The following is a 26102-nucleotide window of genomic DNA, read 5'->3' as shown; positions in this document are numbered from 1 at the left end:
TTTCTTATTTGTGGTACTTCCTTTGTCAGGAAAAATTTCTTATGCAAAGAATTTCGCATCATTGCCGCCAGAAATTATTGGCGGCAGATATAATTTATTATTGATAGCGGTTAACCAAATCTTTTATCACCACTTTATATGTCTTTTGCTTAAGTTGCATAATTTGCTGCTCTGTCACATCAGTCGTACCAGCCTCATTCTTGCCGGGCAGCGGTGGAAGCACTTTATATTCATAATTCACCGGCGACCAGGTAGCCCACTCACCTGTAGCCACATCCACCAGCGTGAAACGAACCAAATAACGTAGTGACATCGTGTCAGTCAATTTTTGATTTTTATAATCTGACCACACGATTGATTTCAGTGCAGTGTCATATTTTCCAGCTTGCAAAGTATCATGGTAAACAATTATCGCTTTCTGATGTCCTTTTGCCGCAACAAAACGTAATGCCTGCATCCAGTTCATATTTTCTGTATCTACAGCATCCTGATTTTCTTCTTTAATTTTATTACAAGTCACAGGTTTTTGCCTGTCTGGGATGCCAGAAAATGTGGCTACAGTATAATATTTTCTCATTTCCTCCTGCATGATGGTTTCTGGTGCACGGCTACCTGATTGAACAAGAATTACAGGAGAATTAAGGGGGACGCGGAACTCCTCTCCCTGAAGGGCAGCCTGGATGTCCTCCTCAGAAACAGCCAGAGTGGTTTCATTACCAAACAGATCTTTGTCTGTCAGTTGTTGAGGAACGTTTTTATTAATATTACTTTGTGTAGCTGGGGAGTTTTTTTTCTTTGCATCAATAGGAGATTTAGAGGAACATCCCGCGAGAAGCGAGATCAATAAGCATATGCAACAAACCGTTTTTGAATTCATAATCGGACAATCCCTCGCCTGTCATAATAATTATAATGTTTAGCACTGATAACGAGTTCTAATTATATACTCTACTTGAATCAGAACAAACCAAAATAATGATAAACACAAATTCATTAAATCAATATAAAAATAAAACTCATAATGCATGAATATATTTAAATTGGATAGTTAGGATAATTTTGAATAATGATGAATGGACTATAATGTGCGGTTAACGCATTATACATGCGAGAAAAATCATTTAACGAAGAAATGGCGGGATTTAAATATAAAAAACCTCAAGATTAAAAATCTTGAGGCTCTCTGACTCATTTTTATGAGTGAATTTGGCGGAACGGACGGGACTCGAACCCGCGACCCCCTGCGTGACAGGCAGGTATTCTAACCGACTGAACTACCGCTCCGCGTTGTGTTCCGTTGGGAACGAGGCGAATATTACGGATTGCCTCGACCTTCGTCAACGCTTTTTCTCATCTTTTGAATCGTTTGCTGCAAAAATCGCCCAACGCGCTATTTTTAGCGCCTTTAACGGTTAATTATGCCCGCCAAAGGCAACTTCCGCCCTTCTTCTGCACCAGATCGAGACGGGCTTCATGCGCTGCAAGCTCTTCATCAGTCGCAAAAACAACGCGTAATTTACTTGCCTGGCGCACAATGCGCTGAATTGTTGCTTCACCTTGTTGCTGTTGTGTTTCACCTTCCATCGCAAAAGCCATCGACGTTTGGCCACCGGTCATCGCCAGATAAACTTCCGCAAGGATCTGGGCATCGAGTAATGCCCCGTGCAACGTACGCTTGCTGTTATCTATTTCGTAGCGGGCGCATAACGCATCGAGGCTGTTGCGCTTACCAGGAAACATTTTCCTCGCTACCGCAAGGCTATCGGTGACCTTACAGAAGGTATTGGTCTTCGGAATATCGCGCTTGAGCATCGAAAACTCGTAGTCCATAAAGCCGATATCGAACGCTGCGTTATGGATCACCAGCTCCGCGCCACGAATATAATCCATGAACTCATCAGCTACTTCGGCAAACGTAGGCTTATCGAGCAAAAACTCATCGGCAATACCATGTACGCCAAAGGCTTCCGGGTCCACCAGCCGATCGGGCTTGAGATAAACGTGAAAGTTATTGCCCGTCAGTCGACGGTTCACCACTTCAACGGCACCAATCTCAATAATCCTGTGGCCTTCGTAGTGCGCACCAATCTGGTTCATACCGGTGGTTTCGGTATCGAGAACGATCTGGCGTGTAATTGCAGTGCTCATAGCGGTCATTTATGTCAGACTTGTCGTTTACAGTTCGATTCAATTACAGGAAGTCTACCAGAGATGCTTAAACAGGTAGAAATTTTCACCGATGGTTCGTGTCTGGGTAATCCTGGACCTGGGGGTTATGGCGCTATTTTACGTTATCGCGGACGCGAGAAAACCTTTAGCGCAGGCTACACCCGCACCACCAATAACCGTATGGAGTTGATGGCTGCTATTGTCGCGCTGGAAGCGTTAAAAGAACATTGCGAAGTCATTTTGAGTACCGACAGCCAGTATGTCCGCCAGGGGATTACCCAGTGGATCCATAACTGGAAAAAACGTGGCTGGAAAACCGCAGACAAAAAACCGGTAAAAAATGTCGATCTCTGGCAACGTCTTGATGCCGCGCTGGGTCAGCATCAAATCAAATGGGAATGGGTAAAGGGCCATGCCGGACACCCGGAAAACGAACGCTGTGATGAACTGGCTCGTGCTGCGGCGATGAATCCCACGCTGGAAGATACGGGCTATCAAGTCGAAGTTTAAGCCTGTGGTTTACGACATTGCCGGGTGGCGCCGACTGCCTGGCGAATTCGCGGTTTGTTTTTACTCTGTTTCATCGGATTTAGCGTTAAAGGAATAGTCCGTTTCCGGGCAACAATAAGTTGTAAGCAACCAAGCGCAGGAATGTGCGTGCTCAATAGTTTTCCACCGTGCTTGTTCCACGGGAGAACATGGAAACGGCTGGCGTGTAGCACTTCAAAATTCAACAAAGAGAGCCAGTCCAGTTGCCGCATCAGAGTAAACATCCGGCTGTTATAGGGCGATGTTTTTCGCAATACCGGCACAAGTTTGCGTAATCCCATTAAACTGATGGGATTGAAGCCGCTAATAACCAGCCAGCCATCATCAATCAATACCCTATCGGCTTCGCGCAATAAACGATGCGGATCAGTGCACCACGGCAATGTATGCGCCAGTAGACAAACATCGACGGATTTATCGGCAAAAGGAAGGTGAAGCGGATCAGCCTGCACCTGGACGGGCGTTCCTTGCGCAGAAACATTCACTTGATGAGAAACCGCGCACGCTTCGCAATTGATTTCTGCGCTTAAATTGCCAATCTTAAGCAGATGAAAACCATACATTTTAGCGAACCACGGGTTGAGCTGGTGTTCCAGCGCCTTGCGATAAAGCTCTCCCCAGGGCAAATCGCCCCAGCAATCAGGAGCCACGACAGTTTGAGGGGTCCTTGCCGGTTTCATCACAACCTTCCGTTTCGCACTGAGAGGTAATATATGAATCTTAACAGTATTTCCGCCTTTGATGACAATTACATCTGGGTTTTGTCTGATGAAGCAGGTCGTTGCCTGATTGTCGACCCAGGAGAGGCAGAACCCGTATTAAAGGCGATTTCAGCTAACAACTGGCAACCAGTAGCGATTTTCCTCACCCACCATCACCACGATCACGTTGGCGGTGTAAAAGAACTGGTAGAAAAGTATCCGCAAATTGTGGTGTATGGGCCAGAAGAGACACAAGATAAGGGAACAACGCAGGTAGTCAAAGATGGTGATACTGCCTTCGTTTTGGGGCATGAATTTAGTGTAATTGCTACGCCAGGTCACACTTTAGAACACATCTGTTACTTTAGTGAACCTTATCTATTTTGTGGCGACACTCTGTTTTCTGGCGGTTGCGGTAGACTATTCGAAGGCACTGCATCACAGATGTATCAATCACTTAAAAAATTAAGTGAACTTCCTGACGATACCCTGGTGTGTTGCGCTCACGAATATACTTTATCAAATATGAAGTTTGCTTTGAGCATTCTTCCGCACGATTTGTCTATAAATGATTATTATCGTAAAGTTAAGGAGTTACGGGCAAAAAATCAAATAACACTACCCGTAATTCTGAAAAATGAGCGGCAAAATAATGTTTTTTTGAGAACAGAAGATATTGATTTAATTAATGTAATTAATAAAGAAACATTATTGCAACAACCTGAAGAACGTTTTGCCTGGTTAAGGTCAAAGAAAGATAGATTCTGATAAAACTTTCTTGTCATCGGCTTCGTTCACCGTTATGATCGGTCGTCTTTTAAGCAACTATTGACACACACATGAAGGCAAAAGCGATATTACTCGCCTCTGTCCTGCTCGTGGGTTGCCAGAGTACTGGTAACGTTCAACAGCACGCACAGAGCCTTTCTGCAGCTGGTCAAGGGGAAGCAGCAAAGTTTACAAGTCAGGCACGATGGATGGACGATGGGACGTCTATCGCGCCGGATGGTGACTTGTGGGCTTTCATAGGCGACGAGCTAAAGATGGGAATTCCGGAAAACGACCGGATTCGCGAACAGAAACAGAAATATTTACGCAATAAGAGCTATCTCCACGATGTAACTTTACGGGCAGAGCCGTATATGTACTGGATAGCCGGGCAAGTTAAAAAACGTAACATGCCTATGGAACTGGTACTACTACCCATAGTGGAGAGCGCTTTTGATCCTCACGCGACGTCTGGCGCCAATGCCGCAGGCATCTGGCAGATCATTCCAAGCACGGGGCGCAATTATGGTTTGAAACAGACCCGCAATTATGACGCGCGTCGCGATGTTGTTGCTTCAACAACTGCCGCGCTGAACATGATGCAGCGTCTGAACAAGATGTTTGATGGCGACTGGCTTTTGACCGTAGCGGCTTATAACAGCGGCGAAGGTCGGGTCATGAAGGCAATTAAAACGAACAAAGCGCGTGGGAAATCCACGGACTTCTGGTCGTTACCGTTGCCGCAGGAAACGAAGCAGTACGTGCCTAAGATGCTGGCATTGAGTGATATTCTCAAAAACAGCAAGCGTTATGGTGTACGTCTGCCGACGACCGATGAAAGCCGTGCTCTGGCGCGTGTACACCTGAGTAGCCCGGTTGAAATGGCGAAGGTTGCAGATATGGCGGGAATTTCCGTCAGCAAACTGAAGACCTTCAACGCTGGCGTGAAAGGCTCCACGCTGGGCGCAAGTGGTCCACAGTACGTGATGGTGCCAAAGAAACATGCAGATCAACTGCGTGAATCTCTGGCTTCAGGCGAAATTGCTGCCGTACAGTCGACACTGGTTGCCGACAATACGCCGCTTAATAGCCGCGTTTACACCGTACGCTCTGGCGACACGCTTTCAAGCATCGCTTCACGTCTCGGCGTAAGCACAAAGAATTTGCAGCAGTGGAACAATCTGCGCGGTTCTAAGCTGAAACCAGGCCAAAGCCTGACAATTGGCGCTGGTAGTAGCGCACAGCGGTTGGCAAACAACAGCGACAGTATTACGTATCGTGTGCGCAAAGGTGATTCGCTTTCAAGCATTGCTAAGCGTCACGGCGTAAACATCAAAGATGTGATGCGCTGGAACAGTGATACTGCGAATCTGCAACCAGGCGATAAGCTGACGTTGTTTGTGAAAAACAACAATATGCCAGATTCCTGACAAACCAGATAACAGAAAGGCACCGATTCCCCCGGTGCCTTTTTTATTTATGCCGCTTTATGTGCTTCAACCATGATGATATCACTGGTGAAAGAGCCATTATTCTGCAAGGCAAAATACGTTTTCACCTCTGTCGATGCGCTCTGTTGGTAAACGCGAATAGCATCTACTAACACTTCTGGCGTACGCATTCTCGCAACCCACGAAGAGAATTCCAGAGGCAATTTATCGGTGATCAAATTATCGACAAGCAGATAGGCTTCATTGATTAACGTCAACCACTCACCGCTGGCGTAATTACGCACGTGAGAGGCATCGCGCAATGCTTCTACCGTCTGTAACCAAATGTCGCGTACCGGGTGACCCGGTGACATGACGTCCATCACAATCAGTCTACCACCGGGTTTCAGCACCCGATTCACTTCACGCAATGCCGCACCGACATCATGCCAGTGGTGGGCAGAATAACGACTAATAACAATATTAAAGGTGTGATCGGCAAAAGGCAGGCTTTCGGCATACCCCTGGCGAGTGGTGATATTTTTCAGTTGTCGGGTATCTGCAGCCTGTGCAACAACATCCAGCATTTGGGAAGATAAGTCATACGCCACCACTTCCTGCACATTTTGCGCAGCGACAAAGCTGGCATGTCCTGCTCCACAGCCCATATCAAGTACGCAAGCGTCAGGATACTCTGTCAGACACGCCGCCAGGCGCTGTAAGTCACGCCCGGATGCATGCACGGTACTGGTAAAATATTCACTGGCCTGCGAGCTAAACTGCTTTTCTACGTGCTCATGGTGGGATTGTGTTGTCATTGCACTGTCCTTTTGTTGTTTGAGTATAAAAAGGCAGCGCCAAACGTTGGTCTGCCCTGTGGCAGACCTGACATACCTTATTTATCAGGCTTGCCGGGACTGAATTCAACGAGTAGCGGATTGTGATCAGAAGCGCGCGTAACCAGTACGGAAGCTTCGCTGACATTCAGACCACGGTAGAAAACAAAATCGAGCGGGCGACCAAACGCCCGGCGGCGCAGATCATCAGTAAAACGCACCTGGCGCAGCGACATTTCTCGCGCAAAGCGATATAAAGCGTTCATCCTTCTACGGCTCCAGGCATTGAAATCTCCCGCCATAATGACCGGACCACTGTGGTGGGCTATCTGATCGCCAATAGGAAGCAACTGCTTACTATAAACATCCACGCCCAGACTGAAGTTGACCGCATGTATATTGACTACCATCAACAGGCGGGTGTCAGGTAATGGATAGACCGTCACCAGTGCCGATTTCGCCAGACGTAAAATAGGCTCACGTTCGCGTAACGGGCAGCAATACACCGGATGCGCTGCCGAAAGGGTCATTACGCCGGAAGGATGTTGTGGCAGCACAAAAGCGGGCACCTGATCGGCAGCAAGATAGTTAGCAGTCGCAAACTGCACTAACTCTGGCGTTGTCTGCGCTTCCTGCAATAACACCAGATGCGCATCTTTGCCGTAGTTCTTTAATACCGACAACCATTCAGCGCGTTGCTGTTTGTAAATGTTCCACACCAAGACCCGAATACGCTCTTCGGTACTTAACGGTTCTCCGGGTGGTAATGCCTGGCCGATGCTCGCAAATGACCCCGGCGGTAAGATCCTTTCCGCAGGTTGTCCGGCAACATAGCGCATGGCATAGGTATTTTTTCGCACTTTTGACTTTGAAACCTCTATTACGTCAACCCTTCCGCACTCGGGAGGGTTCTACTGTTATAGGGATTTTAGCTCACTCTTTCAACGAGCAATTGTATATTGTTATGTAAGCAAGTGCTTACACCGCACAGAATTTTGCTCATTATTGAGAACATTAAATCGGATGACATATCACGTATCCTGATGGTTTAATGACAAATAAATTCAAAATATCTCTTCTATTTTGCAACAGGAGCAAAAATGAAAGCCACGTCGGAAGAACTCGCCATTTTTGTTTCGGTCGTCGAAAGCGGCAGCTTTAGCCGGGCAGCGGAACAATTAGGGCAAGCAAACTCAGCGGTAAGCCGGGCGGTGAAAAAGCTGGAGATGAAACTTGGCGTTAGCCTTCTTAATCGGACCACGCGACAACTTAGCCTGACGGAAGAAGGCGAGCGTTATTTTCGTCGCGTACAGTCAATTTTGCAGGAGATGGCAGCGGCAGAATCAGAAATTATGGAGACGCGTAATACACCGCGCGGACTGTTACGGATCGATGCCGCAACTCCTGTGGTGCTGCACTTTCTGATGCCGTTGATTAAGCCTTTCCGTGAACGCTATCCGGAAGTCACTTTATCGCTAGTCTCCTCCGAAACGATCATTAATTTGATCGAAAGAAAAGTGGATGTCGCGATTCGCGCCGGTACGTTAACGGATTCCAGCTTACGAGCCAGGCCGCTATTTAACAGTTATCGAAAAATTATCGCCTCCCCCGACTATATTGCCCGCTACGGGAAGCCAGAAACTATCGACGATTTAAAGCAACATGTTTGCCTGGGATTCACTGAACCCGCTTCCCTCAATACCTGGCCGATAGCCTGTAGCGATGGACAATTACATGAAGTGAAGTACGGTTTGTCGTCCAATAGCGGGGAAACCTTGAAACAGCTTTGCCTGAGTGGCAACGGGATTGCGTGTTTGTCCGACTATATGATCGACAGAGAAATTGCTCGTGGTAAACTGGTGGAGTTAATGGCAGATAAAGTGTTGCCAGTGGAAATGCCATTCAGTGCCGTTTATTACAGCGACCGAGCGGTAAGTACTCGCATCCGGGCCTTTATCGATTTCCTTAGCGAGCATGTAAAAACAGCTCCCGAAGGAGCTGTCAGAGAGGCTTAATCCCATTCAGGAGCCAGACCTTCCGGACTAACCAGGCGGTCGTTACAATCCAGTGCGGCGATCGCTTTTTTATCTTCTGCATCAAGCTGTAAACTTTGTGCCTTAAGGTTACTTTCCAGGTTTTCACGTTTAGTAGAAGACGGTATTACTGAGTAGCCTTCCCCCATTGCCCACGCCAGAATTACTTGTGCCGGGGTCGCATTGTGTTTCTCTGCTATGCGAGCAATAACCTCATCTTTCAGTGCATTACCATAAGCCAGCGTCATATAGGAAGTAATATGAATGCCGTGCTGTTTAGCCCAATCGACCACTTTACGGTTTTGCAGATAAGGAGACAGTTCAATCTGGTTGGTAGCGATGTTTTCAGCGCCAACAGCAGCAATTGCCTTTTCCATCAACGGGATCGTGAAGTTGGAAATACCGATTTCACGCGTCAGCCCTTGTTTTTTCGCTTCCAGCAACGCCTGCATAAACTCTTCAACAGAGACTTCATCGTTTGGTGATGGCCAGTGGATTAGCGTCAGATCAACATAATCGGTACGCAATTTTTGCAGGCTCTCTTTCAGACTCGGGATCAGTTTATCTTTGCTGAGATTTTCAATCCAGATTTTAGTGGTGATATAGAGTTCATTACGTGGAACGCCGCTTTCTGTAATCGCCTGACCTACGGCAGCTTCGTTATCATAGATTTGTGCGGTATCAATTGCGCGATAGCCAAGTTCAAGCGCCGTTTTCACAGATGCAATAACAACGTCGTTTTTAAGACGGAAAGTACCTAAACCAAATGCAGGGATAGCCATAATATGCCTCTTCTAATGCTATGTTCGTTAACTGAGATGATTATGGGCTTCAGACTGTTGCGGAAAAAGAGCGTGAAATGCAGAGGATTTTTGCGATTTTGGCAAAAATAGAAATACAGACGAAAAAAAACCTCGAGCGTTAACTCGAGGCTTCTTAATAATTGGCGGAACGGACGGGACTCGAACCCGCGACCCCCTGCGTGACAGGCAGGTATTCTAACCGACTGAACTACCGCTCCACCGAATTCTTTTACAACCACCGGTTTTATGACCGGCTTACTGCTAAATTTGATGCCTGGCAGTTCCCTACTCTCGCATGGGGAGACCCCACACTACCATCGGCGCTACGGCGTTTCACTTCTGAGTTCGGCATGGGGTCAGGTGGGACCACCGCGCTACGGCCGCCAGGCAAATTCTGTTTTATCAACACGTCATGTTCTGACCTGTCGATTTAATCTGTATCAGGCTGAAAATCTTCTCTCAATCCGCCAAAACATCTTCGGCGTTGTAAGGTTAAGCCTCACGGTTCATTAGTACCGGTTAGCTCAACGCATCACTGCGCTTACACACCCGGCCTATCAACGTCGTCGTCTTCAACGTTCCTTCAGGACTCTCAAGGAGTCAGGGAGAACTCATCTCGGGGCAAGTTTCGTGCTTAGATGCTTTCAGCACTTATCTCTTCCGCATTTAGCTACCGGGCAGTGCCATTGGCATGACAACCCGAACACCAGTGATGCGTCCACTCCGGTCCTCTCGTACTAGGAGCAGCCCCCCTCAGTTCTCCAGCGCCCACGGCAGATAGGGACCGAACTGTCTCACGACGTTCTAAACCCAGCTCGCGTACCACTTTAAATGGCGAACAGCCATACCCTTGGGACCTACTTCAGCCCCAGGATGTGATGAGCCGACATCGAGGTGCCAAACACCGCCGTCGATATGAACTCTTGGGCGGTATCAGCCTGTTATCCCCGGAGTACCTTTTATCCGTTGAGCGATGGCCCTTCCATTCAGAACCACCGGATCACTATGACCTGCTTTCGCACCTGCTCGCGCCGTCACGCTCGCAGTCAAGCTGGCTTATGCCATTGCACTAACCTCCTGATGTCCGACCAGGATTAGCCAACCTTCGTGCTCCTCCGTTACTCTTTAGGAGGAGACCGCCCCAGTCAAACTACCCACCAGACACTGTCCGCAACCCGGATCACGGGTCCACGTTAGAACATCAAACATTAAAGGGTGGTATTTCAAGGTCGGCTCCACGCAGACTGGCGTCCACGCTTCAAAGCCTCCCACCTATCCTACACATCAAGGCTCAATGTTCAGTGTCAAGCTATAGTAAAGGTTCACGGGGTCTTTCCGTCTTGCCGCGGGTACACTGCATCTTCACAGCGAGTTCAATTTCACTGAGTCTCGGGTGGAGACAGCCTGGCCATCATTACGCCATTCGTGCAGGTCGGAACTTACCCGACAAGGAATTTCGCTACCTTAGGACCGTTATAGTTACGGCCGCCGTTTACCGGGGCTTCGATCAAGAGCTTCGCCTTGCGGCTGACCCCATCAATTAACCTTCCGGCACCGGGCAGGCGTCACACCGTATACGTCCACTTTCGTGTTTGCACAGTGCTGTGTTTTTAATAAACAGTTGCAGCCAGCTGGTATCTTCGACTGATTTCAGCTCCACGAGCAAGTCGCTTCACCTACCTATCAGCGTGCCTTCTCCCGAAGTTACGGCACCATTTTGCCTAGTTCCTTCACCCGAGTTCTCTCAAGCGCCTTGGTATTCTCTACCTGACCACCTGTGTCGGTTTGGGGTACGATTTGATGTTACCTGATGCTTAGAGGCTTTTCCTGGAAGCAGGGCATTTGTTGCTTCAGCACCGTAGTGCCTCGTCATCACGCCTCAGCCTTAATTTTCCGGATTTGCCTGGAAAACCAGCCTACACGCTTAAACCGGGACAACCGTCGCCCGGCCAACATAGCCTTCTCCGTCCCCCCTTCGCAGTAACACCAAGTACAGGAATATTAACCTGTTTCCCATCGACTACGCCTTTCGGCCTCGCCTTAGGGGTCGACTCACCCTGCCCCGATTAACGTTGGACAGGAACCCTTGGTCTTCCGGCGAGCGGGCTTTTCACCCGCTTTATCGTTACTTATGTCAGCATTCGCACTTCTGATACCTCCAGCATACCTCACAGCACACCTTCACAGGCTTACAGAACGCTCCCCTACCCAACAACACATAGTGTCGCTGCCGCAGCTTCGGTGCATGGTTTAGCCCCGTTACATCTTCCGCGCAGGCCGACTCGACCAGTGAGCTATTACGCTTTCTTTAAATGATGGCTGCTTCTAAGCCAACATCCTGGCTGTCTGGGCCTTCCCACATCGTTTCCCACTTAACCATGACTTTGGGACCTTAGCTGGCGGTCTGGGTTGTTTCCCTCTTCACGACGGACGTTAGCACCCGCCGTGTGTCTCCCGTGATAACATTCTCCGGTATTCGCAGTTTGCATCGGGTTGGTAAGTCGGGATGACCCCCTTGCCGAAACAGTGCTCTACCCCCGGAGATGAATTCACGAGGCGCTACCTAAATAGCTTTCGGGGAGAACCAGCTATCTCCCGGTTTGATTGGCCTTTCACCCCCAGCCACAAGTCATCCGCTAATTTTTCAACATTAGTCGGTTCGGTCCTCCAGTTAGTGTTACCCAACCTTCAACCTGCCCATGGCTAGATCACCGGGTTTCGGGTCTATACCCTGCAACTTAACGCCCAGTTAAGACTCGGTTTCCCTTCGGCTCCCCTATTCGGTTAACCTTGCTACAGAATATAAGTCGCTGACCCATTATACAAAAGGTACGCAGTCACCCCATAAAGAGGCTCCCACTGCTTGTACGTACACGGTTTCAGGTTCTTTTTCACTCCCCTCGCCGGGGTTCTTTTCGCCTTTCCCTCACGGTACTGGTTCACTATCGGTCAGTCAGGAGTATTTAGCCTTGGAGGATGGTCCCCCCATATTCAGACAGGATACCACGTGTCCCGCCCTACTCATCGAGCTCACAGCATGTGCATTTTTGTGTACGGGGCTGTCACCCTGTATCGCGCGCCTTTCCAGACGCTTCCACTAACACACACACTGATTCAGGCTCTGGGCTGCTCCCCGTTCGCTCGCCGCTACTGGGGGAATCTCGGTTGATTTCTTTTCCTCGGGGTACTTAGATGTTTCAGTTCCCCCGGTTCGCCTCATTAACCTATGGATTCAGTTAATGATAGTGTGTCGAAACACACTGGGTTTCCCCATTCGGAAATCGCCGGTTATAACGGTTCATATCACCTTACCGACGCTTATCGCAGATTAGCACGTCCTTCATCGCCTCTGACTGCCAGGGCATCCACCGTGTACGCTTAGTCGCTTAACCTCACAACCCGAAGATGTTTCGTAAAACACCATCGTGTCGCGAAAATTTGAGAGACTCACGAACAACTTGCGTTGTTCAGTGTTTCAATTTTCAGCTTGATCCAGATTTTTAAAGAGCAAAACTTCGCAGTGAACCTTTGCAGGTACACTCTGAAGTATTTTTTATTTAATCACTACAGAGATGGTGGAGCTATGCGGGATCGAACCGCAGACCTCCTGCGTGCAAAGCAGGCGCTCTCCCAGCTGAGCTATAGCCCCATAACATGTAGTTAAAACCTCTTCAAATTTGCGGTGCAAATTTGGTAGGCCTGAGTGGACTTGAACCACCGACCTCACCCTTATCAGGGGTGCGCTCTAACCACCTGAGCTACAAGCCTGTAGAGGTTTTACTGCTCATTTTCATCAGACAATCTGTGTGAGCACTTCAAAGAACGCTTCTTTAAGGTAAGGAGGTGATCCAACCGCAGGTTCCCCTACGGTTACCTTGTTACGACTTCACCCCAGTCATGAATCACAAAGTGGTAAGCGCCCTCCCGAAGGTTAAGCTACCTACTTCTTTTGCAACCCACTCCCATGGTGTGACGGGCGGTGTGTACAAGGCCCGGGAACGTATTCACCGTGGCATTCTGATCCACGATTACTAGCGATTCCGACTTCATGGAGTCGAGTTGCAGACTCCAATCCGGACTACGACGCACTTTATGAGGTCCGCTTGCTCTCGCGAGGTCGCTTCTCTTTGTATGCGCCATTGTAGCACGTGTGTAGCCCTGGTCGTAAGGGCCATGATGACTTGACGTCATCCCCACCTTCCTCCAGTTTATCACTGGCAGTCTCCTTTGAGTTCCCGGCCGGACCGCTGGCAACAAAGGATAAGGGTTGCGCTCGTTGCGGGACTTAACCCAACATTTCACAACACGAGCTGACGACAGCCATGCAGCACCTGTCTCACAGTTCCCGAAGGCACCAATCCATCTCTGGAAAGTTCTGTGGATGTCAAGACCAGGTAAGGTTCTTCGCGTTGCATCGAATTAAACCACATGCTCCACCGCTTGTGCGGGCCCCCGTCAATTCATTTGAGTTTTAACCTTGCGGCCGTACTCCCCAGGCGGTCGACTTAACGCGTTAGCTCCGGAAGCCACGCCTCAAGGGCACAACCTCCAAGTCGACATCGTTTACGGCGTGGACTACCAGGGTATCTAATCCTGTTTGCTCCCCACGCTTTCGCACCTGAGCGTCAGTCTTCGTCCAGGGGGCCGCCTTCGCCACCGGTATTCCTCCAGATCTCTACGCATTTCACCGCTACACCTGGAATTCTACCCCCCTCTACGAGACTCAAGCCTGCCAGTATCAGATGCAGTTCCCAGGTTGAGCCCGGGGATTTCACATCTGACTTAACAGACCGCCTGCGTGCGCTTTACGCCCAGTAATTCCGATTAACGCTTGCACCCTCCGTATTACCGCGGCTGCTGGCACGGAGTTAGCCGGTGCTTCTTCTGCGGGTAACGTCAATGAGCAAAGGTATTAACTTTACTCCCTTCCTCCCCGCTGAAAGTACTTTACAACCCGAAGGCCTTCTTCATACACGCGGCATGGCTGCATCAGGCTTGCGCCCATTGTGCAATATTCCCCACTGCTGCCTCCCGTAGGAGTCTGGACCGTGTCTCAGTTCCAGTGTGGCTGGTCATCCTCTCAGACCAGCTAGGGATCGTCGCCTAGGTGAGCCGTTACCTCACCTACTAGCTAATCCCATCTGGGCACATCCGATGGCAAGAGGCCCGAAGGTCCCCCTCTTTGGTCTTGCGACGTTATGCGGTATTAGCTACCGTTTCCAGTAGTTATCCCCCTCCATCGGGCAGTTTCCCAGACATTACTCACCCGTCCGCCACTCGTCAGCAAATCAGCAAGCTGATTCCTGTTACCGTTCGACTTGCATGTGTTAGGCCTGCCGCCAGCGTTCAATCTGAGCCATGATCAAACTCTTCAATTTAAAAGTTTGATGCTCAAAGAATTAAACTTCGTAATGAATTACGTGTTCACTCTTGAGACTTGGTATTCATTTATCGTCCGACGACGTTAAGAATCCGTATCTTCGAGTGCCCACACAGATTGTCTGATAAATTGTTAAAGAGCAGTTGCGACGCGGCCTTCAGCTCACTGTCGCGAGGTGGCGTATATTACGCTTTCCTCTTTCAGAGTCAACCCTGAATTTCAGGATTTTTCTCTTCAACCGAACCGGCTGTTTGTGTGAAGTGATTCACATCCGCCGTGTCGATGGAGGCGCATTATAGGGAGTCGTTTCAGGAAGACAAGCGGAAAAATGCATTTTTATTTCAACCGCTCATCTTTTAATCATTACGCCGGTTTTTGCTGCTTTTTTATCGCTTGCGGCAGGTCTGCCAGGCTATTTAACACCCAATCCGCCGCGTTTTCTGCTTCAGGCGTAATAGGTTTACCCGTACGCACCAGCACTTTTGTTCCCACGTTCGCCGCAGCCGCTGCCTGCATATCTTCTAATTTATCACCCACCATATAAGAAGCGGCCATATCAATATGCAAATAATCGCGTGCTGACAAAAGCATCCCCGGATGCGGTTTACGGCAATCGCAGACCTGGCGAAACTCTTCAACACTACCCTGCGGATGATGCGGGCAATAATAGATGCCATCCAGATCGACATCGCGGTCCGCCAACGACCAGTCCATCCACTCGGTCAGCGTTTCAAACTGTGCTTCAGTAAATTTACCGCGAGCAATGCCAGACTGGTTGGTTACTACCACCAGCGCAAAGCCCATTTTTTTCAGCTCGCGCATGGCGTCAATAACACCGTCGATAAATTCAAAGTTGTCGATCTCATGGACATAGCCGTGATCGACATTAATGGTGCCATCACGGTCAAGAAAAATTGCGGGTACGCTCTTCGCCACCTTTTATAGCTCCTTAATAAGGCATGTGACGCTAGTATCGCATGTTTCGACCTGCAAGAAAGTGCTCTTCGCATAAACCTGATTGATTTAGACGTCTGGATGCCTTAACATCCATTTCATTGACGGCTTTGACCGTTTCAGGCAGTCGAAATGCCACGACCAACTTAATGACGATAATAAATAATCAATGATAAAACTTTCGAATATCACCAAAGTGTTCCACCAGGGCACCCGCACCATCCAGGCGTTGAACAACGTCAGCCTGCATGTGCCAGCTGGACAAATTTATGGCGTTATCGGTGCCTCAGGCGCGGGTAAGAGTACGCTTATACGTTGTGTAAACCTGCTGGAGCGCCCAACCGAGGGTAGCGTGCTGGTCGATGGCCAGGAACTGACCACGCTGTCAGAATCCGAGTTGACCAAAGCTCGCCGCCAGATTGGTATGATTTTCCAGCATTTTAACCTGCTCTCTTCGCGTACTGTTTTTGGCAACGTGGCGCTGCCGCTGGAGCTGGACAACACGCCGAAAGACGAGATTAAACGTCGCGTGACAGAATTGCTGTCATTGGTTGGCCTTGGCGATAAGCATGATAGCTACCCGTCGAACCTTTCCGGCGGGCAGAAACAACGTGTGGCGATTGCCCGTGCATTAGCCAGCAATCCCAAAGTATTGCTGTGCGATGAAGCCACCAGCGCGCTGGACCCGGCAACCACGCGTTCTATTCTCGAACTGCTAAAAGACATCAACCGCCGTCTGGGTTTGACGATTCTGTTGATCACCCACGAAATGGACGTTGTTAAGCGCATTTGTGATTGTGTGGCGGTCATCAGCAATGGCGAACTGATCGAGCAAGACACGGTAAGCGAAGTGTTCTCGCATCCGAAAACGCCGCTGGCGCAGAAGTTTATTCAGTCAACCCTGCATCTGGATATCCCGGAAGATTATCAGGAACGTCTGCAAGCGGAGCCATTCGCAGACTGCGTACCGATGCTGCGCCTTGAGTTTACCGGCCAGTCGGTCGATGCCCCGCTGCTTTCTGAAACCGCGCGTCGTTTCAATGTCAACAACAACATTATTAGCGCGCAGATGGATTACGCCGGTGGCGTTAAGTTCGGCATCATGCTGACTGAAATGCACGGCACACAACAAGATACGCAAGCCGCCATTGCCTGGCTGCAGGAACACCATGTAAAAGTAGAGGTACTGGGTTATGTCTGAGCCAATGATGTGGCTGCTGGTTCGTGGCGTATGGGAAACGCTGGCAATGACCTTCGTATCCGGTTTTTTTGGGTTTGTGATTGGTCTGCCGGTTGGCGTCCTGCTTTATGTCACGCGTCCGGGGCAAATTATTGCTAACGCGAAGTTGTATCGTACCGTTTCAGCGATTGTGAACATTTTCCGTTCCATCCCGTTCATTATCTTGCTGGTATGGATGATTCCGTTTACTCGCGTTATTGTCGGTACATCGATTGGTTTGCAGGCAGCGATTGTTCCACTGACCGTTGGTGCAGCACCGTTTATTGCGCGTATGGTCGAGAACGCCCTGCTGGAGATCCCAACCGGGTTAATTGAAGCCTCCCGCGCAATGGGTGCCACGCCGATGCAGATCGTCCGTAAAGTGCTGTTACCGGAAGCGTTGCCGGGTCTGGTAAACGCCGCAACTATCACCCTGATTACCCTGGTCGGTTATTCCGCAATGGGTGGCGCAGTCGGTGCCGGTGGTTTGGGTCAGATTGGCTATCAGTATGGCTACATCGGCTATAACGCGACGGTGATGAATACGGTACTGGTATTGCTGGTCATTCTGGTTTATTTAATTCAGTTCGCAGGCGACCGCATCGTCCGGGCTGTCACTCGCAAGTAACGTTCAACACAACATAAATAATTGAAGAAGGAATAAGGTATGGCGTTCAAATTCAAAACCTTTGCGGCAGTGGGAGCCCTGATTGGATCACTGGCACTGGTAGGTTGCGGTCAGGATGAAAAAGATCCGAACCACATTAAAGTCGGCGTCATTGTCGGTGCCGAACAGCAGGTTGCAGAAGTCGCGCAAAAAGTCGCGAAAGACAAATATGGTCTGGACGTTGAACTGGTAACCTTCAACGACTATGTTCTGCCAAACGAAGCATTGAGCAAAGGCGATATCGACGCTAACGCTTTCCAGCACAAGCCGTATCTTGATCAGCAACTGAAAGATCGTGGCTACAAACTGGTAGCTGTAGGCAACACTTTTGTTTATCCAATTGCCGGTTACTCCAAGAAGATCAAATCTCTGGATGAACTGCAGGATGGTTCGCAGGTTGCAGTTCCAAACGACCCAACTAACCTCGGTCGTTCACTGCTGCTGCTGCAAAAAGTGGGCTTGATCAAACTGAAAGATGGCGTTGGCCTGCTGCCGACCGTTCTTGATGTTGTTGAGAACCCAAAAAACCTGAAAATTGTTGAACTGGAAGCACCACAGCTGCCGCGCTCTCTGGACGACGCGCAAATCGCTCTGGCAGTTATCAACACCACCTATGCCAGCCAGATTGGCCTGACTCCGGCGAAAGACGGTATCTTTGTCGAAGATAAAGAGTCTCCGTACGTAAACCTGATCGTGACTCGTGAAGATAACAAAGACGCGGAAAACGTGAAGAAATTCGTCCAGGCTTATCAGTCTGACGAAGTTTATGAAGCGGCAAACAAAGTGTTTAACGGCGGTGCAGTTAAAGGCTGGTAATTTTTAGGCTGTTTCCACAATTTGTAATATCATTCAGGACGGGCGCTTGCCCGTCTTGTCATTTTTATAAGCGCCTGATTCAATATTGACGTTTTGATCATACATTGAGGAAATACTATGCGTGCTTTACCGATCTGTTTATTAGCACTCATGCTGAGCGGCTGTTCCATGTTAAGCAGATCCCCTGTCGAACCTGTTCAAAGCACCGCACCCCAGCCAAAAGCGGAGCCAGCAAAACCGAAAGCACCGCGCGCCACGCCGGTCCGAATTTATACTAATGCTGAAGAATTAGTCGGTAAGCCATTCCGCGATCTTGGGGAAGTCAGTGGTGATTCTTGCCAGGCCTCTAATCAGGATTCTCCGCCGAGCATCCCGACCGCGCGCAAACGAATGCAAATCAACGCCTCTAAAATGAAAGCCAATGCGGTTTTACTGCATAGCTGTGAAATCACCAGCGGTACGCCAGGCTGCTATCGTCAGGCTGTATGTATCGGTTCTGCGCTTAACATTACGGCAAAATGAGCAGTTTCCAGTTTGAGCAAATAGGCGTTATTCGCTCGCCCTATAAAGAAAAATTCGCCGTTCCGCGCCAGCCAGGTCTGGTAAAAAGCGCCAACGGCGAACTGCATCTCATTGCTCCCTACAACCAGGCCGACGCCGTGCGCGGCCTGGAAGCGTTCAGCCATTTATGGATCCTTTTCGTCTTTCATCAAACGATGGAAGGCGGCTGGCGTCCGACTGTGCGTCCTCCGCGCCTCGGTGGTAACGCCAGAATGGGTGTTTTCGCCACACGCTCTACTTTCCGCCCTAACCCAATTGGTATGTCGCTGGTAGAGCTGAAAGAGGTTGTTTGCCATAAAGACAGCGTGATTCTGAAGCTCGGCAGTCTGGATCTGGTCGATGGTACGCCGGTAGTGGATATCAAACCGTATCTCCCCTTTGCCGAATCGCTTCCCGATGCCAGTGCCAGCTATGCGCAAAGTGCGCCAGCGGCAGAAATGCCGGTGAGTTTTACCGCAGAGGTCGAAAAGCAACTTTTGACGCTGGAGAAGCGTTATCCGCAGTTAACGCTGTTTATCCGCGAAGTACTGGCGCAGGACCCGCGCCCGGCCTATCGTAAAGGTGAGGAAACGGGCAAAACCTATGCCGTCTGGCTACATGATTTTAACGTTCGCTGGCGCGTCACCGACGCAGGTTTTGAAGTCTTTGCGCTGGAACCGCGTTAAATTCACGCCCTTCTCTTTTGACATTTCTTTTGCACTGGTAAACTAAATCACTTTTTTTGTCCCAGGCTCGCCTTGAGCCTGTTCTACCTTCCAACTGGAACCGTAACAACATGCGTACTAGCCAATACCTGCTCTCCACTCTCAAGGAGACACCTGCCGACGCCGAGGTGATCAGCCATCAGCTGATGCTGCGCGCCGGGATGATCCGCAAGCTGGCCTCCGGGTTATATACCTGGCTGCCGACCGGCGTGCGCGTTCTGAAAAAAGTCGAAAACATCGTGCGTGAAGAGATGAACAACGCCGGTGCAATCGAGGTGTCGATGCCGGTGGTTCAGCCAGCCGATTTGTGGCAAGAGAGTGGTCGTTGGGAACAGTACGGTCCGGAACTGCTGCGTTTTGTTGACCGTGGCGAGCGTCCGTTCGTACTCGGCCCAACTCATGAAGAAGTTATCACTGACCTGATTCGTAACGAGCTTAGCTCTTACAAACAGCTGCCGCTGAACTTCTATCAGATCCAGACCAAGTTCCGCGACGAAGTGCGTCCGCGTTTCGGCGTCATGCGTTCCCGCGAATTCCTGATGAAAGATGCTTACTCTTTCCATACTTCTCAGGAATCCCTGCAGGAAACCTACGATGCAATGTATGCGGCCTACAGCAAAATCTTTAGTCGTATGGGCCTGGATTTCCGCGCCGTACAGGCCGACACCGGTTCTATCGGCGGCAGTGCCTCTCACGAATTCCAGGTGCTGGCGCAGAGCGGTGAAGACGATGTGGTCTTCTCCGACACCTCTGACTATGCAGCGAACATTGAACTGGCAGAAGCTATCGCGCCGAAAGAACCGCGCGCTGCTGCTACCCAGGAAATGACGCTGGTTGATACGCCGAACGCGAAGACCATCGCGGAACTGGTTGAACAGTTCAATCTGCCGATTGAGAAAACGGTTAAGACTCTGCTGGTTAAAGCGGTTGAAGGCAGTAGCTTCCCGCTGGTTGCGTTGCTGGTGCGTGGTGACCACGAGCTGAACGAAGTTAAAGCAGAAAAACTGCCACAGGTTGCCAGCCCGCTGACTTTCGCGACCGAAGAAGAAATTCGTGCCGTGGTTAAAGCAGGCCCAGGCTCACTGGGTCCGGTAAACATGCCGATTCCGGTGGTGATTGACCGTACCGTTGCGGCAATGAGTGATTTTGCTGCCGGTGCTAACATCGATGGCAAACACTACTTCGGTATCAACTGGGATCGCGATGTCGCCACCCCGGAAGTTGCTGATATCCGTAACGTGGTGGCTGGCGATCCAAGCCCGGATGGTCAGGGTACGCTGCTGATCAAACGTGGTATCGAAGTCGGTCACATCTTCCAGCTGGGTACTAAGTACTCCGAAGCACTGAAAGCCTCCGTACAGGGAGAAGATGGTCGTAACCAGATCCTGACGATGGGTTGCTACGGTATCGGGGTAACGCGCGTTGTGGCTGCGGCAATTGAGCAGAACTACGACGAACGCGGCATCGTATGGCCTGACGCTATCGCACCGTTCCAGGTCGCAATTCTGCCGATGAACATGCACAAATCCTTCCGCGTACAAGAGCTGGCTGAGAAACTGTACAGCGAACTGCGTGCGCAGGGTATCGAAGTGCTGCTGGATGACCGCAAAGAGCGTCCGGGCGTGATGTTTGCTGATATGGAACTGATCGGTATTCCACACACTATCGTGCTGGGCGACCGTAACCTCGACAACGACGATATCGAATATAAATATCGTCGTAACGGCGAGAAACAGTTAATTAAGACTGGTGACATCGTCGATTATCTGGTGAAACAGATTAAAGGCTGATGCCAGAAAGGGTCCTGAATTTCAGGGCCCTTTTTTACATGGATTGTATAAAATGGATAAACCAAAGGCGTACTGCCGCCTGCTTCTCCCCTGCTTTCTTTTACTTTCGGCCTGTACAGTTGATATCAGCCAGCCAGACTCATCAGCCGCAGCGGTAGATGCCGAGGCGAAAACATGGGCAGTCAAATTCCAGCATCAAAGCTCTTTCACCGAACGATCAATAAAAGAAATAACCGAACCTGATCTCAAACCCGGCGATTTGCTGTTCTCCTCAAGCCTTGGGGTAACCTCATTTGGTATCCGCGTCTTCAGCACTTCCTCTGTAAGTCACGTTGCAATCTATTTGGGTGAAAATAACGTTGCAGAAGCGACTGGAGATGGCGTCCAGATTGTTCCCCTTAAAAAAGCCATGAGGCATAGCGATAAGCTTTTCGTCTTACGAGTCCCGGACCTTACCCCGCAACAAGCCACAGAAATCACCGCGTTCGCCAATAAAATCAAAAATAGCGGTTACAACTATCGCGGCATTGTCGAGTTCATTCCGTTTATGGTGACCCGCCAGATGTGCTCACTAAATCCTTTCTCCGAAGATTTTCGCCAACAGTGCGTCAGCGGCCTGGCGAAAGCGCAGTTAAGCGGTGTGGGAGAAGGAGACAAAAAGTCGTGGTTTTGTTCGGAGTTTGTCACTGATGCATTTGCCAAAGCCGGGCATCCGCTTACGCTGGCGCAGTCGGGCTGGATTAGCCCTGCCGATCTAATGCATATGCGTGCTGGTGATGTCTCTGCGTTTAAGCCAGAAACACAGTTACAGTATATTGGGCACCTGAAGCCAGGAATTTATATCAAAGCGGGTCGCTTTGTTGGGCTGACTCGGTGATAAAAGCCAGCCTCGTGCACAAAATGCCGGATGCGGCGTGAACGCCTTATCCGGCCTACAAAATCGTGCTAATTCAAAATGTTGTACTATATGTAATAGGCCTGATAAGCGCAGCGCATCAGGCAATTTTGCGTTTGTTTCTGCCTCAAGCAGATTTACTGACTCAAACTACTGCAATCCTTGTTCGGGTAAAATTTACCCGCCGTATCGGGCGCTAATACTTTGGTCGGCGCACCGGTATCCGGGTTAGCCTCAAGCGTAAAGTGACCTTCTACAGACAGTAACACGGATTTTTCACTGTTACCGCGCGCAGCCAGGTAGCCCCGTTCCAGCTCTGCGTTATTCGCCACCATGAAACGTTTTCCGGTCGCGCAATCAGTAAAGGTCGCCGCATCAGTCATATAAAAATACATGCCACGCAGAGTCATCGGTGTCATGGGGAGGCTGGACTTTGCAGGTTCCAGCGTGTAGTTGAACTGCGATTCAATCGGATTACCTTCACGATCGAGCATCTCCAGCGCATCCCCTTTCGCCCGATAATATGACTTTTCACCTTTGCTGTCGGTTAATACCAGCTTGTCAGCGGTTCGCGCCCATGTACCGTAGGAAGCGAAAGAGGAAGGCTCTTCACGCGCCCCCAGATAACGTTCATTCATCACCCATGTTCCGTCTTTTTCGAGGAACAGAGAGGTTTCGATTCCTTCGCAATCGGCACACGGCAGCACGCCGCGCCAACTTTGCGGCATCGGTTTCAGTTCGGCAGCCTGCGCCGGGGAAAGCGTATCGACTTCGGCCCGATTATTACATCCCATTAGAGTAAAGAGGCTGATTACAGCCATCGCCGTCACTATCGCTTTTTTCACCATCCATTCCTTACTTTTTATTCCCGACCGCTGCGCACTTTGCCGCGCATCGCCTTCACGCTTGATTTTTGTGCTTTCGATACCAGCCTGCGCTCTTTCGATGCACGGGTGGGGCGTGTGGGTCGCCGGGCTTTTTGTTCTGTTGTTAAATCTTTAATCACAGCCACCAGCCGGGCCAGCGCCGCTTCACGGTTTAGCTCCTGGCTGCGGTATTCCTGTGCCTTAATGACAATCACTCCATCACTGCTGATCAAATGATGGCTGGCGGCGAGCAGGCGCTCTTTATAATACTCTGGCAGGCTGGACGCCCGAATGTCAAAACGCAGATGAATAGCCGTTGAGGTCTTATTAACATGCTGCCCGCCCGCACCCTGCGCACGAATGGCGGTGATCTCAAGCTCACCATCGGGGATAGCGACATGTCGGGAAATCACAATCATGAAGGTTGTTGCCAGGCGGTTAAGTTCACTTCCAGATTATTCTTATCATCCGATAACCAGATCACGCCATCCTGAATCGTTGCCTGCAGCGTCATGGTACGATCGGCAAAGGCGCTCACTTTTGCCAGTTGCTCGTCGTCCAGATACCAGACGGAAAGATTGGCAAACTGCGCGCATTTGTTCTGATTTTGCTGCCACCAGATTTGCGCCGCCCGACTATTATAGGCAAACAGCGCCACTTCTGCGGCCTGGGTGCAGGCTTTCTTAACCCGCCGCTCATCCGGCAGCCCCAGCTCAATCCACAAATCAATGCCCAGGTGATCGTTACGCAGCCACGCTTCCGGTTCATCATCGGCACACAAGCCACGGGTAAATTGCAGACGTTCATCAGCATATTTCAGCCACGCCAGCAGGCGCAGCATCATACGCTCCTGGGTTTCTGAAGGATGGCGCGCCAGCGTCAGAGAGGCATCGAGAAACTGGTTGCGGTCGAGATCGGCTACATTAACCGTCGCTTTATAAATTGTCGCTTTAAGCGCCATAAGAAAACTCCTTTCGAATCAGGAGGCCATTGTAACGGAATACGTGCAGTTGCGACGCTGATATTGCAGAAATGAGTGTGGTATAGTCACCTTGCGAAACAGAGTTTATCTTCGTAGGCTTAGACTTGCATCCACGGTTAAGTCAGAGTGCTGGCAGGAGGGCATGTGGAAAAATATTGTGAGTTAATACGCAAGCGGTACGCGGAAATCGCCAGCGGAGACTTAGGATACGTTCCGGACGCGCTGGGCTGCGTTTTGAAAGTGCTGAATGAAATGGCTGCCGACGACGCCCTTTCAGAGGCTGTCAGGGAAAAAGCAGCATACGCTGCGGCAAACTTACTGGTGAGCGATTATGTCAATGAATGATACGTATCAACCAATCAATTGTGATGATTACGATAATCTTGAGCTCGCCTGCCAGCATCATTTAATGCTGACACTTGAGATGAAAGATGGTGAAAAATTGCAGGGGAAGGCCAGCGATTTAGTCTCCCGCAAAAATGTGGAGTATCTGGTCGTCGAAGCCGCTGGCGAAACCCGCGAGCTACGTCTGGATAAAATTACCAGCTTTAGCCACCCGGAAATCGGTACGGTGGTGGTGAGCGAGTCCTGATTCACTTTTGCCGGATGCGACGCTTGATACGTCTTATCCGGCTTTCACTTAACTAAGCGTTTCTCTGCCAGACAAAACTTACGCCATTCTCACCTTCAGTCACACCGTCTTGCGTCACAAAAACCTCCGCCGCCGCAATCAGCGTTTCGCCATAAAACAGCAACGGCGTAGTGTCGCGCAACCACGGCGGCACGCCCAGTTCCTGCCAGATTTTCTTTAACTTACGCCCACCGTTGCGCCCGACAATATGCAGCAATCCCGACGCTTTAAAACGCACGCTGACCGCTTCGTCTGCACGCGGAGGGCGAATATCTCCACCCGCAATAAGTTGCACACTTCCCAGACTTGCCGGTAATTCCAGCGGCTGTTGCCACGTCAGCCACGGCACAACCGTTTCGCTTTGTCCGGCAACGGATTTAATCCACCACAATTGCGACTGATAGCGACGTATTTCAAACGCACCAAATCGCAAGCAAGGAGAAGCATCTTCCCGCGCCAGCGCCACTTCTTGCCAGATGCGCACCATCGCGTCGCGGGAAGGCATCGGAGCATTCTGCCCTGCCAGCCAGCGGCGGATAATCGCCGCGCGACGGGCGTCGCTCATCGTCATCATTGGCGCAATCTGCAACGTCCCCTGCGGCGTTTGACAGTGCGCTAAATCATCCGCCAGCAATTCATCTAACAGGCTCTCTTGTTCAGCGCAAAGTGCGGCGCTGCGGGCCGTTGCTTCGGTAAAATGCGGCCAACGCTGCTGCAATAACGGCACCACGCGCAGGCGCAGGAAATTACGATCGTAGGAATCATCCTGATTACTTTCGTCTTCAATCCAGCGTAAATCATGCTCATGCGCCCACAGCTCCAGTTCTCCCCGCGTGCGGGCGAGCAACGGGCGGATAAGCCGCGTTCCGGCAAAATCGGCGACTTCCCCCATAGCCGAAAGCCCGGCAGGGCCGCTACCGCGTTTTAGCGCCAGCAGAAAGGTTTCACATTGATCGTCAAGATGCTGCGCGGTAACCAGCACTTCGCCAGGTAACAAGGTACGAGCAAATGCCTGATAACGCGCCTGCCGTGCCTGGGCCTCAATACCTAGCCCCTCTTGCGCAAGTTGTACGCGCTCAACCACCAGTGGCACCTGCCACTGTTGGCAAATATTTTCGCAATGCGTAACCCAGGCATCGGCATTGGCACTTAAACCGTGATGCACATGGATAGCGCGCAGAGTGACGTCCGGATTTTCCACCCGCCACTGCACCAGCTGATGCAGCAGAACGGTGGAGTCAAGCCCGCCGCTAAAGGCCACCAGAATCTGGCGTGAGGTGAGAAGTTGTCTATTCAGCGTGAGTGTCATGATGGTGCGATTTTACAGTAGCAATGCCCGGCACGTTAC

The 26102-nt window shown here is 50.3% G+C and carries 24 protein-coding genes, 4 tRNA genes and 3 rRNA genes; 13 read left to right on the top strand and 18 right to left on the bottom strand.

All coding sequences use genetic code 11. The annotated features are described in order from the left end of the window. Nucleotides 1-97: 97 nt before the first annotated feature. The 3 genes from WES_RS16760 to dnaQ all read right to left on the bottom strand — a co-directional run bounded on the left by WES_RS16760 (nt 98) and on the right by dnaQ (nt 2148). On the bottom strand, nt 98-877 hold the full coding sequence (locus WES_RS16760) for a lipoprotein YafT (protein WP_016159329.1): 780 nt from the start codon (nt 875-877) through the stop codon (nt 98-100). Nucleotides 878-1207: 330 nt separating this feature from the next. Further along, nucleotides 1208-1284, bottom strand: a tRNA-Asp gene (locus WES_RS16765). Between the two features lie 132 nt (nt 1285-1416). After that, complete coding sequence (gene dnaQ, locus WES_RS16770; protein WP_024191062.1) at nt 1417-2148, bottom strand: DNA polymerase III subunit epsilon; 732 nt, start codon at nt 2146-2148, stop codon at nt 1417-1419. Nucleotides 2149-2211: 63 nt separating this feature from the next. Here dnaQ and rnhA point away from each other — a divergent pair, with 63 nt between their 5' ends. Then, on the top strand, nt 2212-2679 hold the full coding sequence (gene rnhA, locus WES_RS16775) for a ribonuclease HI (RefSeq protein WP_000917883.1): 468 nt from the start codon (nt 2212-2214) through the stop codon (nt 2677-2679). Here the strand turns inward: rnhA and WES_RS16780 are convergent. After that, entirely contained in the window at nt 2676-3398 is a 723-nt protein-coding gene (locus tag WES_RS16780) for a class I SAM-dependent methyltransferase (protein WP_016159330.1), read from the bottom strand. The two genes, rnhA and WES_RS16780, sit on opposite strands and share 4 nt — an antisense overlap. A 33-nt stretch (nt 3399-3431) precedes the next feature. On the opposite strand from WES_RS16780, the gene gloB reads away from it, so the two are divergent. After that, the gene (gene gloB / locus WES_RS16785; protein WP_016159331.1) at nt 3432-4187 is read left to right on the top strand and encodes a hydroxyacylglutathione hydrolase; all 756 of its coding nucleotides are present in this window, start codon (nt 3432-3434) and stop codon (nt 4185-4187) included. Between the two features lie 71 nt (nt 4188-4258). After that, nucleotides 4259-5617, top strand: a complete 1359-nt coding sequence (gene mltD / locus WES_RS16790) for a murein transglycosylase D (protein ID WP_000644688.1) — start codon at nt 4259-4261, stop codon at nt 5615-5617. Nucleotides 5618-5664: 47 nt separating this feature from the next. Here mltD and WES_RS16795 read toward each other — a convergent pair whose 3' ends face one another. Both WES_RS16795 and WES_RS16800 read right to left on the bottom strand, forming a co-directional pair. Next, the gene (locus tag WES_RS16795) at nt 5665-6435 is read right to left on the bottom strand and encodes a class I SAM-dependent methyltransferase (RefSeq protein WP_016159333.1); all 771 of its coding nucleotides are present in this window, start codon (nt 6433-6435) and stop codon (nt 5665-5667) included. A gap of 77 nt (nt 6436-6512) precedes the next feature. Further along, a complete protein-coding gene (locus WES_RS16800; RefSeq protein ID WP_024195094.1) occupies nt 6513-7313 on the bottom strand; it encodes an endonuclease/exonuclease/phosphatase family protein in 801 nt (266 codons plus the stop codon). Between the two features lie 240 nt (nt 7314-7553). On the opposite strand from WES_RS16800, the gene yafC reads away from it, so the two are divergent. After that, the gene (yafC, locus tag WES_RS16805; protein ID WP_016159335.1) at nt 7554-8468 is read left to right on the top strand and encodes a DNA-binding transcriptional regulator YafC; all 915 of its coding nucleotides are present in this window, start codon (nt 7554-7556) and stop codon (nt 8466-8468) included. Here yafC and dkgB read toward each other — a convergent pair. The 8 genes from dkgB to gmhB all read right to left on the bottom strand — a co-directional run bounded on the left by dkgB (nt 8465) and on the right by gmhB (nt 15605). After that, the gene (gene dkgB, locus WES_RS16810; protein WP_000997065.1) at nt 8465-9268 is read right to left on the bottom strand and encodes a 2,5-didehydrogluconate reductase DkgB; all 804 of its coding nucleotides are present in this window, start codon (nt 9266-9268) and stop codon (nt 8465-8467) included. The two genes, yafC and dkgB, sit on opposite strands and share 4 nt — an antisense overlap. A gap of 162 nt (nt 9269-9430) precedes the next feature. Then, nucleotides 9431-9507 (bottom strand) — tRNA-Asp (locus tag WES_RS16815). Between the two features lie 54 nt (nt 9508-9561). After that, a 5S ribosomal RNA gene (gene rrf, locus WES_RS16820) occupies nt 9562-9677 on the bottom strand. Nucleotides 9678-9777: 100 nt separating this feature from the next. Further along, a 23S ribosomal RNA gene (locus WES_RS16825) occupies nt 9778-12681 on the bottom strand. A gap of 181 nt (nt 12682-12862) precedes the next feature. Further along, nucleotides 12863-12938 (bottom strand) — tRNA-Ala (locus WES_RS16830). Nucleotides 12939-12980: 42 nt separating this feature from the next. Then, a tRNA-Ile gene (locus WES_RS16835) sits at nt 12981-13057 on the bottom strand. 68 nt (nt 13058-13125) lie between these two features. Beyond that, nucleotides 13126-14667, bottom strand: a 16S ribosomal RNA gene (locus WES_RS16840). The 16S, 23S and 5S rRNA genes sit together here with 3 tRNA genes alongside, the layout of an rRNA operon. A gap of 365 nt (nt 14668-15032) precedes the next feature. Then, nucleotides 15033-15605: a D-glycero-beta-D-manno-heptose 1,7-bisphosphate 7-phosphatase gene (gene gmhB / locus WES_RS16845; protein WP_001140174.1), complete on the bottom strand. Its 573-nt coding sequence runs from the start codon at nt 15603-15605 to the stop codon at nt 15033-15035. Between the two features lie 187 nt (nt 15606-15792). Between gmhB and metN the strand changes: the two genes are divergently transcribed. From metN to WES_RS16880, 7 genes are all read left to right on the top strand, one after another. Then, the gene (gene metN / locus WES_RS16850) at nt 15793-16824 is read left to right on the top strand and encodes a methionine ABC transporter ATP-binding protein MetN (RefSeq protein WP_000593991.1); all 1032 of its coding nucleotides are present in this window, start codon (nt 15793-15795) and stop codon (nt 16822-16824) included. Beyond that, the gene (locus tag WES_RS16855; protein WP_001294600.1) at nt 16817-17470 is read left to right on the top strand and encodes a methionine ABC transporter permease MetI; all 654 of its coding nucleotides are present in this window, start codon (nt 16817-16819) and stop codon (nt 17468-17470) included. Before metN ends, WES_RS16855 begins: the two co-directional genes overlap by 8 nt. Nucleotides 17471-17509: 39 nt before the next feature. After that, the gene (metQ, locus tag WES_RS16860; RefSeq protein WP_000874226.1) at nt 17510-18325 is read left to right on the top strand and encodes a methionine ABC transporter substrate-binding lipoprotein MetQ; all 816 of its coding nucleotides are present in this window, start codon (nt 17510-17512) and stop codon (nt 18323-18325) included. A 117-nt stretch (nt 18326-18442) separates the two neighbouring features. Next, complete coding sequence (gene rcsF, locus WES_RS16865) at nt 18443-18847, top strand: Rcs stress response system protein RcsF (protein WP_016159346.1); 405 nt, start codon at nt 18443-18445, stop codon at nt 18845-18847. Next, nucleotides 18844-19551: a tRNA (N6-threonylcarbamoyladenosine(37)-N6)-methyltransferase TrmO gene (gene tsaA, locus WES_RS16870; RefSeq protein ID WP_000094017.1), complete on the top strand. Its 708-nt coding sequence runs from the start codon at nt 18844-18846 to the stop codon at nt 19549-19551. Before rcsF ends, tsaA begins: the two co-directional genes overlap by 4 nt. 110 nt (nt 19552-19661) lie before the next feature. Further along, nucleotides 19662-21380, top strand: a complete 1719-nt coding sequence (gene proS / locus WES_RS16875) for a proline--tRNA ligase (protein ID WP_001260711.1) — start codon at nt 19662-19664, stop codon at nt 21378-21380. A 52-nt stretch (nt 21381-21432) separates the two neighbouring features. Next, nucleotides 21433-22257: a YaeF family permuted papain-like enzyme gene (locus WES_RS16880; protein ID WP_016159347.1), complete on the top strand. Its 825-nt coding sequence runs from the start codon at nt 21433-21435 to the stop codon at nt 22255-22257. Between the two features lie 155 nt (nt 22258-22412). Here the strand turns inward: WES_RS16880 and nlpE are convergent, their stop codons facing one another. From nlpE to WES_RS16895, 3 genes are read right to left on the bottom strand one after another with little or no spacing between them, the layout of a single operon-like run. Then, entirely contained in the window at nt 22413-23123 is a 711-nt protein-coding gene (nlpE, locus tag WES_RS16885; RefSeq protein WP_016159348.1) for an envelope stress response activation lipoprotein NlpE, read from the bottom strand. A 14-nt stretch (nt 23124-23137) separates the two neighbouring features. Continuing rightward, complete coding sequence (gene arfB, locus WES_RS16890) at nt 23138-23560, bottom strand: alternative ribosome rescue aminoacyl-tRNA hydrolase ArfB (protein ID WP_016159349.1); 423 nt, start codon at nt 23558-23560, stop codon at nt 23138-23140. Next, nucleotides 23557-24102, bottom strand: coding sequence for a YaeQ family protein (locus WES_RS16895; protein ID WP_016159350.1), 546 nt, complete (start codon nt 24100-24102; stop codon nt 23557-23559). The genes arfB and WES_RS16895 overlap by 4 nt, the downstream gene beginning before the upstream one ends. 165 nt (nt 24103-24267) lie before the next feature. Between WES_RS16895 and WES_RS16900 the strand changes: the two genes are divergently transcribed. Both WES_RS16900 and rof read left to right on the top strand, forming a co-directional pair. Further along, on the top strand, nt 24268-24468 hold the full coding sequence (locus tag WES_RS16900; protein ID WP_000417058.1) for a YaeP family protein: 201 nt from the start codon (nt 24268-24270) through the stop codon (nt 24466-24468). After that, the gene (gene rof, locus WES_RS16905; RefSeq protein ID WP_000062320.1) at nt 24455-24715 is read left to right on the top strand and encodes a Rho-binding antiterminator; all 261 of its coding nucleotides are present in this window, start codon (nt 24455-24457) and stop codon (nt 24713-24715) included. The genes WES_RS16900 and rof overlap by 14 nt, the downstream gene beginning before the upstream one ends. Nucleotides 24716-24767: 52 nt before the next feature. Here rof and tilS read toward each other — a convergent pair whose 3' ends face one another. Then, nucleotides 24768-26063: a tRNA lysidine(34) synthetase TilS gene (gene tilS / locus WES_RS16910; RefSeq protein WP_016235150.1), complete on the bottom strand. Its 1296-nt coding sequence runs from the start codon at nt 26061-26063 to the stop codon at nt 24768-24770. Nucleotides 26064-26102 lie beyond the last annotated feature (39 nt).

This window comes from Escherichia sp. KTE31 (genome assembly GCF_000407925.1).
GTDB classification, from domain to species: Bacteria; Pseudomonadota; Gammaproteobacteria; order Enterobacterales; family Enterobacteriaceae; genus Escherichia; species Escherichia ruysiae.
The sequence above is the reverse complement of the archived record's forward strand: the minus strand, read 5'-3'. Positions and strand labels throughout refer to the sequence as shown.